Source organism: Pseudomonas entomophila L48, assembly GCF_000026105.1.
In the GTDB taxonomy this organism is placed as follows: Bacteria; Pseudomonadota; Gammaproteobacteria; order Pseudomonadales; family Pseudomonadaceae; genus Aquipseudomonas; species Aquipseudomonas entomophila.
The window spans coordinates 5,855,778-5,870,227 of sequence record NC_008027.1 but is presented as its reverse complement, the minus strand read 5'-3'; the positions used below and the strand labels follow the sequence as shown (position 1 = coordinate 5,870,227).

At 57.5% G+C, this 14,450-nt stretch carries 9 protein-coding genes; all 9 read left to right on the top strand.

The annotated features are described in order from the left end of the window. The first annotated feature begins 1 nt into the window (after nt 1). The 9 genes from glmS (at nt 2) to PSEEN_RS25580 (ending at nt 14,439) form a co-directional block, all read left to right on the top strand. The gene (gene glmS, locus PSEEN_RS25625) at nt 2-1,837 is read left to right on the top strand and encodes a glutamine--fructose-6-phosphate transaminase (isomerizing) (RefSeq protein ID WP_011536497.1); all 1,836 of its coding nucleotides are present in this window, start codon (nt 2-4) and stop codon (nt 1,835-1,837) included. Nucleotides 1,838-2,135: 298 nt separating this feature from the next. Then, the gene (locus PSEEN_RS26440; RefSeq protein ID WP_158020279.1) at nt 2,136-4,934 is read left to right on the top strand and encodes a type I polyketide synthase; all 2,799 of its coding nucleotides are present in this window, start codon (nt 2,136-2,138) and stop codon (nt 4,932-4,934) included. A 43-nt stretch (nt 4,935-4,977) separates the two neighbouring features. Further along, the gene (locus tag PSEEN_RS25610; RefSeq protein ID WP_011536495.1) at nt 4,978-6,681 is read left to right on the top strand and encodes a fatty acyl-AMP ligase; all 1,704 of its coding nucleotides are present in this window, start codon (nt 4,978-4,980) and stop codon (nt 6,679-6,681) included. A 19-nt stretch (nt 6,682-6,700) separates the two neighbouring features. Then, entirely contained in the window at nt 6,701-7,660 is a 960-nt protein-coding gene (locus PSEEN_RS25605; RefSeq protein ID WP_011536494.1) for an acyl-CoA desaturase, read from the top strand. Next, a complete protein-coding gene (locus tag PSEEN_RS25600; RefSeq protein ID WP_011536493.1) occupies nt 7,653-7,907 on the top strand; it encodes an acyl carrier protein in 255 nt (84 codons plus the stop codon). The genes PSEEN_RS25605 and PSEEN_RS25600 overlap by 8 nt, the downstream gene beginning before the upstream one ends. A gap of 18 nt (nt 7,908-7,925) precedes the next feature. Next, nucleotides 7,926-8,810 carry an SAM-dependent methyltransferase gene (locus PSEEN_RS25595; protein ID WP_011536492.1) on the top strand — a complete coding sequence of 295 codons (885 nt, stop codon included), beginning with the start codon at nt 7,926-7,928 and terminating at the stop codon, nt 8,808-8,810. A gap of 26 nt (nt 8,811-8,836) precedes the next feature. Then, entirely contained in the window at nt 8,837-10,948 is a 2,112-nt protein-coding gene (locus tag PSEEN_RS25840; RefSeq protein WP_048815110.1) for a polyketide synthase, read from the top strand. A gap of 36 nt (nt 10,949-10,984) precedes the next feature. Then, nucleotides 10,985-12,994 carry an acyl-CoA dehydrogenase family protein gene (locus PSEEN_RS25585; RefSeq protein WP_011536490.1) on the top strand — a complete coding sequence of 670 codons (2,010 nt, stop codon included), beginning with the start codon at nt 10,985-10,987 and terminating at the stop codon, nt 12,992-12,994. Nucleotides 12,995-13,005: 11 nt separating this feature from the next. Further along, nucleotides 13,006-14,439, top strand: a complete 1,434-nt coding sequence (locus tag PSEEN_RS25580) for a cytochrome P450 (protein WP_011536489.1) — start codon at nt 13,006-13,008, stop codon at nt 14,437-14,439. Nucleotides 14,440-14,450 lie beyond the last annotated feature (11 nt).

Below are 14,450 nucleotides of genomic sequence, written 5' to 3'. Positions count from 1 at the left end.
CATGTGTGGAATCGTTGGTGCTGTAGCCGAGCGCAACATTACGGCCATCCTCATCGAAGGTCTCAAACGCCTCGAGTACCGCGGCTATGACAGCGCTGGCCTGGCTGTCTACACCCAGCAGGGTGAGCTGCAGCGTCGCCGCCGCATCGGCAAGGTCGCCGAACTGGACGCCGCCAATGCCGCCGAGCCGCTGATCGGCCAGCTGGGCATCGCCCACACCCGCTGGGCCACTCATGGCGCGCCGACCGAGGGCAATGCCCACCCGCATTTCTCTGCGAGCGACGTGGCGGTGGTGCACAACGGCATCATCGAGAACCACGAAGAGCTGCGTGATGAGCTCAAGGGCCTGGGCTACGTGTTCGACTCGCAGACCGATACCGAGGTTATCGTCCACCTGATCCACCACACCCTCAAGAGCATCCCGGACCTCACCGATGCGCTCAAGTCCGCGGTCAAGCGCCTGCACGGCGCCTACGGCCTGGCGCTGATCAGCAAGCAGCAGCCTGATCGCCTGGTGGCCGCGCGCAGCGGCAGCCCGCTGGTGATCGGCCTGGGCCTGGGTGAGAACTTCCTGGCGTCCGACCAGTTGGCCCTGCGCCAGGTCACCGATCGTTTCATGTACCTGGAGGAGGGTGATATCGCCGAGATCCGCCGTGACCAGGTGAAGATCTGGGATCAGGCCGGCCACCCTGTCCAGCGTGAAACCGTGCAGTATCACGAAGGTGCCGAAGCCGCCGACAAGGGCGAGTTCCGCCACTTCATGCTCAAGGAGATCCATGAGCAGCCGACCGTGGTGCAGCGCACCCTGGAAGGGCGCCTGGGCAAGGACCACGTCATGGTCCAGGCCTTTGGCCCGAAGGCGGCCGAGCTGTTCGCCAAAGTGCGTAACGTGCAGATCGTTGCCTGCGGTACCAGCTACCACGCCGGCATGGTCGCCCGTTACTGGCTCGAGAGCCTGGCCGGTATCCCGTGCCAGGTGGAAGTGGCCAGCGAGTTCCGCTACCGCAAGGTCGTGGTACAGCCGGACACCCTGTTCGTCTCCATCTCCCAGTCGGGCGAGACCGCCGATACCCTGGCCGCCCTGCGCAATGCCAAGGAGCTGGGTTTCCTCGGCAGCCTGGCAATCTGCAACGTCGGCATCAGCTCGTTGGTTCGCGAATCCGACCTGACCCTGCTGACCCTGGCGGGCCCGGAAATCGGCGTAGCTTCCACCAAGGCCTTCACCACCCAGCTGGTATCGCTGATGCTGCTGACCTTGGCCCTGGGCCAAGTGCGCGGCACCCTGGAAGCCGGCGTCGAAGCCGAGTTGGTGGAAGAACTGCGTCGCCTGCCGGCTCGCCTGGGTGAAGCACTGGCGATGGACAGCGTGGTCGAGAAGACCGCCGAGCTGTTCGCCGACAAGCACCACACCCTGTTCCTCGGCCGCGGTGCCCAGTACCCGGTGGCGATGGAAGGCGCGCTCAAGCTCAAGGAAATCTCCTATATCCACGCCGAAGCCTACCCGGCCGGTGAGCTCAAGCACGGCCCGCTGGCGCTGGTGGACAATGACATGCCGGTGGTCACCGTGGCGCCGAACAACGAGCTGCTGGAAAAGCTCAAGTCCAACCTGCAGGAAGTGCGCGCCCGTGGTGGCGAGCTGGTGGTGTTCGCTGACGAGAACGCTGGCATGAGCAACGGCGAGGGTACCCATGTGATCAAGGTGCCGCACATCAACGACGCCCTGGCGCCGATCCTCTACACCATTCCGCTGCAGTTGCTTTCTTATTATGTGGCAGTACTCAAGGGGACTGACGTGGATCAGCCACGTAACTTGGCTAAATCGGTCACAGTAGAGTGACTATTCTGCCAAAGACTAAATAAACGTCCGATTTAAACAGGTGTTACAAAAGCCTGATCTCTTGTTTCCAAATATTGCGAAACTGGAGGTCAGGCTTGTTTTTTTCTACCAGGGGGAAAAGAAAACAGCAGGAAATTTAGTTAAAAGTTAAGAGAAATCATGAGCTTATTGCATCGGGTTGATCTCGTGGGTCAGTTCTTTGGGGGGGGGTGGAATTAGTACGAATACCTATTGCCCTTAAGATTACTCATGCTCTATAGTCCTGCTCGCATTGGAGTATTAATACTCCGGCATTAGCGTGAGATGGAATCTCATAACTGCACAGGGAATTGCCATGTTGAGCGATGGTGCGTCTAATTCAGCTGTATCCGGTGCCCCGACAGACGTAATTAAACAGTCACTGCTGCGCATCAATGCACTGAAGGTTGAAGTTGAGAAACTTCGCGCTCAACAGCATGAACCTATTGCCATTGTCGGCATGAGCTGCCGATTTCCCGGGAAGGCTGATTCGCCAGCTGCTTTCTGGGAAAACCTCGCCAAGGGCCACTGCTCTATCGAGCCTTTCCTTAATAAGCGTTGGGGAGGGGATAGTTACAGCTCGAGTGCAGGGGAGCCCGGCACCACTTATCAGAGCACCGCAGCCCTTATTGATAACCCCTATGGTTTCGATGCTTCCTTTTTCTCGATGAGTGAGCAGGAGGCACGGCGCACGGATCCTCAGCACCGGCTATTGCTTGAGCTCAGCTGGCAGGCACTGGAACACAGCGGGATTGACCGCCATTCGCTGAGTGGTTCGGCCACAGGGGTCTATATTGGCCTCTCCAGTGATGACTATGCGGATTTTTACACGCGTTCTGCTGATCGGCAGCGGATCTCGCCTTTGTCTGCGCTTGGATGTGGGAAGAGCATAGCGCCCGGGCGTATTTCTTACTTCTACAACTTGCGTGGCCCTGCGTTGCAGGTCGACACCAGTTGTTCGTCGGCGTTGGTGGCGGCAGATCTTGCATGCAAGGCATTACGCAGCCGCGAAATTGATGCGGCTTTTGTCGGTGGCGTCAATCTTATGCTCACGCCCGGCGCTTCAGTGGCTTTCTCCGCGATGCAGGCTTTGTCACGCAGCGGAAGCAGTCGCCCCTTCGATAGTAATGCTGATGGTTACGTCCGAGGTGAGGGAGGGGCTGTATTGGTTCTCAAGCGGCTCAGTGATGCGCAGAAGGAAAAGCTCCCGATCTGGGGGCTTATTCGCGGCTCTGCAGTCAACCATGACGGGAAGTCCAATGGCATGACTGCCCCAAGCGGTATCGCTCAACAGGAAGTTATCAGCAAAGCGCTTGAAAATGCGTGTATGGATGCCGCAGACGTCGGGTATGTCGAATGTCATGGCACTGCGACGCCGCTGGGTGATCCCATAGAACTCGGTGCGTTGGCCCGACACTATGGCAAGACCGAACAGACCTGGATTGGGTCGGTGAAAAGCAATATCGGTCATCTTGAAGCGGCTGCTGGCCTGGCTGGCTTGATCAAGGCTGTATTGAGTGCGCGGCATGGCCGGATCGTGCCCTCGCTCCATTGTTCGTCGCCTACTCCCCACTTCGACTGGTCACGTAGTCAACTCTGTGTTGCGACTAGCAGCCACCCCTGGCCAAGAGGGGGCGCATCGCGAGTCGCCGCTGTCAGCAGTTTTGGCATGAGCGGTACCAACGCTCATGTGATTGTTTCCAGCGCCGATGACCCTGATGAGGTCGAGATGGATGGCGCAGGCTGCCTGACGCTCAGTGCACCCGACCATGATGCGTTACGCCTGCAGTTGCAGCAGCTGCGAGCTCATGTAACAGCACTTGAGGCTGCTGAGCTGATGCCATTTTGCCGGGCGAGCAATCGGTACAAATCACAAATGCCAGCACGCTTTGCCTATCCGGTTGCCGATAGGCAAGGGTTGCTTGAACACCTTGATCGCACCTTGGCAGGGAAGGAGGGCGGGTACCGTGAGCGATTACCGGTCTGCCTGGTGTTTGCCGGCCAAGGTGGGCATTACCCTGGAATGAGCCAGTCGCTCTATCGCACTAACGTACTGTACCGCCAAGCACTGGATGAAGTCGCTTCGTTCTACCAGGAACATTTTGAATTCGATCTTCTGGCTTGCTTGTTCGAAGCAAAGAAATCGTTGAGCGTCTCGCAGGTACAGGTCACCACCTTCGCCCTCCAGTATGCATTGGCGCGTTGTTGGGCGGGTGTCGGTGTCGTTGCGGATGCAGTAATCGGCCATAGCCTGGGTGAATATGCAGCGGCCTGCTGCGCTGGTGTCTTGACCCTGGAGCAGGCTGCCCGAATGGTCTGGCACCGGGGAAGGCTGATCGAGGGTAATGTCACAGAAGGGTGTATGTATGCCGTTCATGCCAGTGCCGAGCAGGCGAATGGGGCTCTGGGAAACATCCCATTTTCGGTAGCCGCGATCAACACGCCCCAGAGCTGTGTGCTGGCCCTTTCCTGCGAAGATGAGCTGGCTTGTCGAGAGGCCTTGAAGGCAGCTGATATTGCGCACAAACGTCTGGACGTCGAACGAGCCTATCATTCCCAGCAAATGGATATTGTGCTTCCAGCCTATGCGACGGCCATCGAGGGCATTACACCTCAGGTGCCGAGCTTGCCGTTTTATTCCACACTAACCGGCAAGCTAGAAATCACCAGACTTGCGCAACCCGATTATTGGGTGAGGCATATCAGAGACACGGTGCGCTTTGCCGATGCTGTACGTGCATTGATGAGTACGCGCCGGTTCCTGTTTCTGGAAATCGGCCCAGGCAGACAAATGGCTACATTGATCAACGAGCTTGATAATGGCGGCGAACACCAGACGTTGAGCTCCCTGGACAAAAACCAGGATGACAGTTTCAAATGGATGTCGACATTGTCTGCGTTATTTGAGTCAGGCCAAGGTATCTCATGGGGCAAACTACATGACTCCGCGCAACGCGCCGATCTGTTGCCCCCTTACCGTTTCAATCAGAACTGCTATTCAGCGGAACAGAGGCTGGCGAGTTATTTCTCTGAAAAAGACTTGGCGGATATCGTCGAAGCCATTGCACATTCAAGCTGAACGCCATCCTCGATAAATACAATAAGTTTCAGGATTACACGCCATGCCTCATGCCTGTCTGGCGCCTGCGCGCGCGCATTGCAATATTGTTGATAGTTGTCGCTTGCATGCCTCTGCCCATGCCGACAAGGCTGCTTTTGTATTCATTACACGGCAGACCGAAGAGATTCTGACTTTTGGTGAGCTTGATGCTTTTTCAAGGTCACTGGCACTGTATTTGTGCACACAAAACCTGCAAGGTCGGAACATCTTACTGATCTATCCCAGTGGGCTAGAGTTCATCAAGGCATTTGTTGCCTGTTTGTATGCCGGTGCCGTGCCCGTACCTGTCAATACGCCCACACAGCCTCATGCCCTGGATCGATTCAAGAAAATCATAGATGACGCACGCATCGAGTATGTCTTGAGTAGCAGTGGGCTGATGCAGCGGTTCGATTTTGACGTGTTCGGCGAGCTCGGCAAACTGGCGACAGATGAATTTGTCGCTGAGCAGACGGAGTGGTCACCCGATTCGCCGCATTCGCAGGCAACGGCGTTTATTCAGTACACCTCCGGATCAACGGGGGATCCCAAGGGGGCGGTCATTTCTCACGCCAACCTAGTCAACAATCTTGAAATGATTCAATCAGGATTTGCCAACGATGAACACATTGTTGGGGTGAACTGGTTGCCGTTGTTCCACGATATGGGGTTGGTCGGAAACGTTCTGCAGCCCTTGTACTTGGGGATCACCTGCATCCACATGTCACCACTTGAGTTCGTGCAGAAGCCTGTGCGCTGGCTCAGGGCTATTAGTGACTACAGGGGGACTACATCGGGAGGGCCGACGTTCGGGTTTGCCCATTGCTTGGCTCGAATCAAGGATGAAGAGTGCGTGGGCCTCGACCTGAGCAGTTGGCGAATAGCTTATTGCGGTGCTGAACCCGTGCGTCATGAGGTGCTAGATGCATTTGCCAAGCGCTTCTCCCGGTATGGATTCGCGCCTTCGAGTTTCTACCCTTGTTACGGAATGGCCGAAACGACCCTGATCGTGACCGGGCCAACGGCAGGGGCTGGCCTCAGGGTACTTGAGCTGGACAGAAACAGCCTGCAACTGGGACTTGCCGTTGCGGCACGACCCGATGCACCTGGTGACTTGCTTGTCAGCAATGGCCGCCCGATCAATGGCTCACGGGTGGCGATCGTCGATCCCGAAACCGGTGCGCGCAAACAGGATATGCACATTGGCGAAGTGTGGGTTGCCAGTTCTTCTGTGGCCCAGGGCTACTTCGACAACCCATCCGCCACACGCGAACGTTTTGGCGCCTATTTCGAAACCGAGCCTGAAGTCGTCTTCTATCGCACAGGCGACCTCGGTTTCCTCAAGGATGAAGAGCTCTACATTACGGGACGGTTGAAAGACCTGATCGTCATCCGCGGTCGCAATTACTACCCACAAGACATCGAGCAGACGGCATTTCTTGCCACCCCCGGTCTGCGGGAAAACTGCGGCGTCGCGTTCAGTCAGCGCGCAGGGGAGCAAGAAGGTCTGGTGCTGGTACACGAAGTGGAAAAAGGTGAACTGGACCCGCATACCCGTGAGCAGATGGTCTGTGCCATTCGGCAGCGGATCATCGAGCAGCATGGGATTGCGCCTGATGCAGTGATGCTCATCAAGCCCAAGGGGGTTGCGAAGACTTCAAGCGGAAAGCTCCGTCGAGCTGAAACGGCTGCACGTTTCGAGCGCGGCGAGTTACTTCAGGCCTGATTGGACAAGGAGCAAACCTATGAACATGGAAGTGCTGCCGCGCAGAGCCCGATCACCGGATGCGCTCAAAGGGATCACCATTACGAGCCCTTACTTGCGGCGGTTCCAGCGCCTGCATGCGCTGACGCTGCTATGGGTGCCCGCCATAGGCTCCTTGCTGGCGTTCTTCCTGGCATTTCATCATGGTGTAGCGTGGCAAAACCTCAGTGCATTTGCCGTACTTTACCTGCTCACGATGCTGGGAGGCTCGGTGGGATATCACCGGCTTTTCGCCCACCGCAGTTTCAAGACCGGTCGATATACCAAATGCCTGTTGGCCATCCTAGGCAGCATGACGGCGCAGGGCACGCCGATTTACTGGGTCAGCAATCATCGCCGTCACCACGAATTCAGCGACGAGGAGGGTGACCCACACTCTCCGAATCTACTGTCACCCACCGAGCCCTGGCGTCGACTCAAGGGGTTCTGGTTCGCTCAGGTGGCTTGGACGTACCAGCACCAACTCACTCAACCCGCTCGTTATGCCAAGGACTTGTTGCGTGACAAGGATATCTGCTGGATTTCGGCCAAGTACTACTACTGGGTCGGACTCAGTCTGCTCATTCCTTGTGTCTTGGGGGGGCTTCTCACTCGCAGTCTCTACGGTGCCCTGGAAGGTTTGCTTTGGGGGGGCATGTTCAGGGTCTGCCTGTCTTACCACGCGACCAGTGCGATCAATTCACTCACTCATCTGCTCGGCAGTCGGCGCCATGCCACGCATGACAGAAGCACCAACATCTGGCTGCTGGGTCCGCTGACGGTGGGTGAATCGTTTCATAACAATCACCACGCATTCCCTGCATCGGCGCGATTCGCCGGCAGTCTCTGGGACATGGATATCGGGTACTGGTTCATCAGGTTGTTGGCTGCCTTGGGTTTGGCCACCGACATTCGATTACCACAGCACAGGACGGAGAGGTCCGGAGAGCAACATGGATAAGAAGACAACGATCAAACACTGGCTGGTTGCCTATATCGCGGATCTGGTTGGGATCGATCAGGCTGAGGTGGCACAGGATGTTCCGTTCAGCACCTTTGGCCTTGATTCGGCTGCAGTCATCGGCATGACGGGGGATTTGTCCGACTGGCTCAGCACGGAAATCGACCCCACCGTTGTCTATGAGCACCCCACCATCGAGGCATTGGCTACCCATGCCTGGGAAGCCAGTGAGACTGCTGCAGCTTGAACCCATCGAGGAGTTGATATGGCCACCCCAACCGCCCCGGCGATCGGTGCTTCGAAGGAAGCGATCCAGTCGCACTACGATCTGTCAAACGAGTTCTATCATCTCTGGCTCGATCCGCAGACGCGCTGCTATTCCGCGGCATTGTTCGAACCCGAGGATGATTTCATCACGGCTCAGCAGCGCAAGGTCGACTACCACATTACCCAGGCAGCCAGCCAAGGCGCGGCCAATGTCCTCGACATCGGTTGCGGTTGGGGTGGGACGTTGGAGAGTCTGGTCAGGAAGCATGACGTACAGCATGCCGTGGGGCTCACCCTGAGCGACGCGCAGAAACTGTATATCGACACGCTTGGCTTGCCAGGCGTCGATGTCCGTGTCGAGAACTGGCAGGACCATCAGCCTTCATCACGGTACGACAGCATCATTTCCGTCGGTGCGTTTGAACATTTTGCCAACCTTGATCAGACGGTGGAGCAGAAGGTCGCCGGTTATCGCGCGTTCTTCCAGCGTTGTCACGGCTGGCTGGTCGAGGGTGGCCGCATCTCGCTGCAGACCATTACCTACGAGAACTCGACCCGTGAGGATTTCAGCCCATTCTTCGCCAACGAAATATTCCCGGAATCGGACCTTCCGCGCATGTTCGAAATCATTCAGGCGGCAGATGGCCTGTTTGAGGTCGAGCGACTGCGCAATGACAGGATGCATTACTACCTGACCCAAAAAGCCTGGTGGCAGGCCCTGAAGCGCAACAAGCAGATCATCTGCGAGCGTTTTGGTCAGGCCGTATACGACCGTTACAACCTTTACCTGCAAATGTGCATGGTCGGTTTCAAGACCGGCTCGATGGGGCTTGTGCGGATCACGTTCAAGCGAATCGACCGGCCCGCCCAAGGGCTTCGGTAGGCAGCACAGGTAAAAGGACCAGGGTGATGACGGATGTAGCGATCATAGGCATGGGATGCCGGTTTCCGGGGGCCGCGAGCTTGAGCGCGTTCGTCGAGCTTCTACGCCAGGGACGTCAGGTGGTGAGCGGGATGCCAGCTGGGCGGTTACGCGAAGGCGACCCCGCACTCGACTGGTTGGCAGGGGATTTTCCGAAGGGGGGGTTTGTCGACGGGATAGAGTTGTTCGACCCGCTCTTTTTCGGCATGTCCCAGGATGAAGCGGAACACCTGGACCCTCAGCAACGCCTGTTGCTGGAGGTCACCTGGCAAGCGTTCGAAAATGCAGGTATTGCTCCCTCGACCTGGCGTGGAAGCAATACAGGTGTATACATCGGCGCGACCAATGCCGACTACCATCGCATGCTGTTCGCACAGCCCGCCGAGTTGAGTAAGCACAGTGCCACGGGAACAGCGTTGGGAACTGCGGCCAATCGACTTTCCTACTTCCATGATCTTCAGGGGCCCAGCCTGGTGGTGGACACGGGGTGTTCGTCTTCACTCGTGGCGCTTCATCAGGCGGTCGCCGCATTGCGCAGTGGCGAGATCGACGCCGCGATAGTCGGCGGCGTGAACGGCATGCTTCATCCCGCCAATACGGTTGCACACATGCAGGCTGGGATCATTTCTTCGGACGACCGTTGCCGGTCCTTCGACGATGGTGCAAATGGCTACGTGCGTGCCGAAGGCTGCGGTGTGGTGTTGCTCCAGCGCCACGCCGATGCCCTTGCGGCACAAGCACGGATCTGGGCGTCAGTGGTATCGACCGCAGTCAATCATGGAGGCGCGAGCAACGGTTTTTCCGCACCGAACGTACAAGCCCAGAAGCGTCTTCTAGCCAAGGCCTTCGGCGCTGTGGAGGCTGGTGTGGAGCGGTTGTGCTATGTCGAAACCCATACCACGGGCACGCTGATGGGGGATGCCATCGAGCTGAAGGTTCTAGATGAGCTGGTCAGGACTTCTTCGGCCAAGCAAACGGTACAGGTTGGATCGATAAAGACCAATATTGGCCATCTGGAGTCTGCTTCCGGTATTGCCTCGTTGATCAAGGCCGCCTGTATGGCGCATTTTCGCGAGTATTACCCTACGTTGCATTTCTCTCGGCCAAATCGCTTCTATAAATATGCCGAAGGCACCTTGCGTGTGTCCCAAGAGCACCGTAGCGACGCTTCATTGGCCCAAGGGTTGATTGGGGTCAGCGGCTTCAGTTTTGGCGGAACCAATGGATTCGCCCTGCTCAAGGCGCACAGCAATTTGATGACAAGCCAGGCATCAAGTTGCGTTGACCGCTTGCTGGTGGTCTCGGCCAAATCGAAGACATCACTGCTTGCCATGCTGGCATCCTTGCGCAAGGCATTGCCGGGTTACCGGGAAGCGGACCGCGGGACACTGGCCAGGCAACTGCTTCGGCGTGATGCATTTGCCTGGCGTGTTGCAATCACCGGTGAGCACATTGGCGAATGGATCGAGGGCATAGAGGCCGTCCTGGCCGAGCCTGATAGACATGTGCGGCATTGCCCGCAACGTCGCCCAACCACGATCGGTGTGTCGTTCTCCCTCGAGGAGGGTGAGCACCATAGTGATGATGGGGCATCGTTCGATATTCCCTTGCCATTTTCCGAACTGCTGGGCACCTCCTGCATGGGTGACCTCGCATCGGCACCGCTCAGAGGATTTCTATCCACGTTGAGGGCGGTGGAACAGATCATCGCGACCCAATTGTTCGATGACGTCATCCGGTACAGGGGGCTCGGCGCTCTGCTGCCAGCCTATCTGGAATCACGGCTGGAGGCGGGTCAGGCGGTCAAGGTCCTGAGCAATACCCAGGCACTCGAAGCATTTCTTGCGCGACAGCCGAAAAGCCCCCAGGACTCATTAGCCGTACTGGAAATCGTGACTGCTGGAGCAAGGCAAGCCGGGGGGCGGTTCGTTCTGCAGGACGGTACACGTTTCGATGATCTGGCCCATGCGCTCGCCGAACTTTGGTGCCTGGGACATACCTTCGACGGTCATCTGCTCAGTGCTCACGACACGCTGCTCTTCCCCTTGCTACCCACCTATCACTTCGATTCCGTCCGATGCTGGCTTCACGCCGGTTGAAGATCGACAACGCCTAAGACCTTTCGGAATGAATCCATGACGGCTCAAACAACGACAACAAGCACCGCGGACGAACTCATTGCCTGGCTGCGTAGATACGCGTCGGAGCGCATCAACTCGAGAATGATCGATGAGCGGCGAACCATTCCGCCTCATATCGTGCTGGACCTCGGCAACAGGGGCATCCTCGGCATGCAGGTGCCAAAACGCTATGGCGGGTTGGAGCTGAGCACGGTCGACCTGATGAGGGTGATCCAGCAGTTGACGGCCATCGACATGACGCTGGGTACGTTCGTAGGTTTGAACAACTGGCTTGGTATCTGGCCAATCCAGATGTATGCCAGCGAAGAGGTGAAGCAGGAGCTGCTGCCTGCACTTGCCTGGGGGCGTGAGTTGGCGGCATTCGCCTTTACCGAGCCTGTGGCGGGGTCCGACGCGCGTTCCATTCGCACCACCGCGACATCCCAGGGGGCAGGTTATCAACGGCTCAATGGGCAGAAAGCCTGGATCGGCTCGGGGGCCTGGGCAGGTGTGACCACGGTGTTCGCCCAGCAACTGGATGAAGCCGGTCGGCCCAGTGGCATCAGCGGTTACATCGTAAAGGCGGGCACGCCTGGCCTGGAGCAAGGTCCCGAGGCCTTGACGATGGGCATGCGGGGCATGATCCAGAACATTGTCGATTTCAAGGATGCCGTGGTATCGGAGCGCTATCTCCTGGGTACGCGCAATGCCGGCATGGACATTGCTCAGCAGATCATGATGCATGCGCGCCTGGGTATTGCCGGGCTCAGCCTTGGTGGGATGAAGCGCTGTGCACAGCTGATGCTGCGTTATGCAGAACGCAGGCGGATCTCCACGGGAGTCCTGTTGGACAACCCGGTAACGCAAGCACGCTTGAGCGATGTGTCGGCAGCCATCACGGCCGTCGATACTCTGGTGTTTTCGATTGGCAGGCTGATGGATCAGCACATCGGGGTGCCAGACGAGGTCTATACCGCGTGCAAGTCCACGGCGCCCGAACTGTTTGGTGAGGCGACCGACCACTTGACCCAGCTGCTTGGCGCCCGCGGTTACATCGAGACCAATGGTGTACCGCAGTTGCTGCGCGATGCACGGATTCTGCGGATATTCGAAGGTCCGACAGAAACCATGAACATGTACCTCGGTGGTCGCATCCTCAAAGGTGCTGATGTTTTCTACCGTTTTCTCGACGAAACACTGCAGGCACCTGCTCTGGTGCGGCTTATTCAGGATGCGGCCCACGCTATCCAGCATGCTGCAGTTTCCCATCCGTTCCTGCAGGGCGACCCGTTGCTGGGCAAGCGGTGGTGCCAGTTCAAGGTCGGCCAGGTAGCCAGTTTCGGGATCCTGCGAGCATTTCTGCACAAGGCTTTGCTGGATCAGCCCGATGACCGTCTCGAGCGTTCTGCGCTGTGGGCAGCAAAGCGGTTCGAGAGGCTGTTGCGCGAGGCTGTCGAGGGCAGCCCTGATGAAGTGGCCATGGTCGATATCGCCCAGGTTCGCAAGGAAATCGAAGGTCTGCTGGTAGATATCGACGATATAGAACAAAGGCTGCCACTGGATGACCAGAGCCTGGACCCATACCTGGCCAAGTCGGTTGCCCCTCAGGAGGTGATGGTATCAGGGCCGGGCGGTGCGGCTATGGTCGATGACCGCAATGTTCGGGCGACGCAGTTGACGGCCTGGTTGCAGGAGTGGATTGCCCGGTGCGTCGAAATTCCGTTTTCCCAGGTGGCTACGGACGAACCGTTTACCCACTTCGGGCTTGATTCGACCGATGCCGTCGAAATTGTCTGCGACCTGGAAAAGCACCTGGGTATGGAACTCGATGCCACGCTGCTGTGGAACTACCCAACGATCAACGCGTTGGTGGGGTACCTGCTTGGTGAATTCAGCGAGGTGCAAGGTAGCCCGTCGACAACTGTACAGAAGCCTGCAGTGCCCGTAACGCATGACGTTGCACAGATCGAAGCGATGAGCGATGAGGATGCGCTGAACCTGTTGCTAAAAGAAGTTTCTGCCTGAGGAGCGCCACCATGAGTATCAATACTGCACCGGACGTGGAAATGGATGTCTTGCTCGAGCCTGTAGAGCAGGGGGCTGGTGGCAATCGCAAGATCGATGGACCTTCGAGCATTCTTGGCACGGTAAGGAAGCTGCGCAAGGACGCCCTTGCTGCGTTGGTGGAGTTCAATACCACGTACGGTGATCTGTGCCGGATAAAGTTCGGGCTGAAGGAACAGGCACTGATCATCAGCCATCCAGAAGATATTCGTGAGGTGTTGAGTGACCGCCGCGGTCATTACCAGAAAGGCGGAAATCGCAACTTCAAGGAAATCGATCGTTTTTTCACCAACAGCCTGTTTACCAGCGACGGTGATTTCAACAAGCGCCAACGCAAGTTGTTGAAACCCACATTCAATCCCATGCTGACGGACAGTTTCGCTGTGCCCATGGTCAATGCGGCCAAGGAAATGATGGATGCCTGGGAACAACAAGGGTTGCAGCAGATCGACCTGAAACAGGCCATTCTCCAGCTGACGCGGCGCAACATTTGCGAGAACGTGCTGGGCGTGGAGGAGACTTTCGAGGATGCCGCTCGGACCATTCGCGAGTGCTTCGAGGTTGCCAACATCGTCACGATGGAGCGTGCGCGTCAAATCGCGCCGGCTCCACTATGGGTCCCGACCCCGTCCAACCGGCGCTTCCTGGAGGCCAAGGAGCGCATGTTGCACTTGATCGAGCGGGTGATCGAACGCCATCGCGTCGAGCAAGCTCCGGTCAGATCAATGGTGCAGATGTTCATGGCTGCCCGCTATGCCGACAACGGTGAGCCAATGGCGCACGAGCAACTGCTGACCGAGTGCATGACACTTTGTTTTGGTGCCTATGAAACGAGCGCCAACACCTTCACTTACGCCTTTCATTTCCTGTCGAAATATCCCCAGGTACGAGCGCGGGTCATTGCCGAGGTGGATGAGGTCACCCAAGGCAGGCTGCCTACCATCGCGGATGTCGCCAAGTTGGGTTACACGCGCAAAGTGCTCAATGAAACGATGCGTCACTACACGCCCGGATCGATGCTCATCCGTTGTGCCAAACAGGACACCGAACTGGCGGGCAACCCCGTGCCAGCGGGAACGATGATTGTGTTGAACATCTATTTCATGCATCGCCATCCGGACTACTGGGAGAACCCTCTGGCCTTCGACCCTGATCGCTTCGACGCCCCTGTCGCCAACCCTGGCGTAAAGCAGGCCTTCATTCCATTCGGAGGAGGTGGTCGCTCTTGCATCGGCATGGGAATGGCAATGATGGATGGCCTGTTGTTACTGGCCACTGTTTCCCAGCGTTACTTGCTGGATAACCGATTGGACGCTGCCGAAGGGGCCGCGCCGAGCCTTCGCAGGATTGTCATGGGGCCGGAGAGTGGCGTTCAAGTGATGCTCAGGAAACGTGGCCATCACTGAGGCTGGGTGAG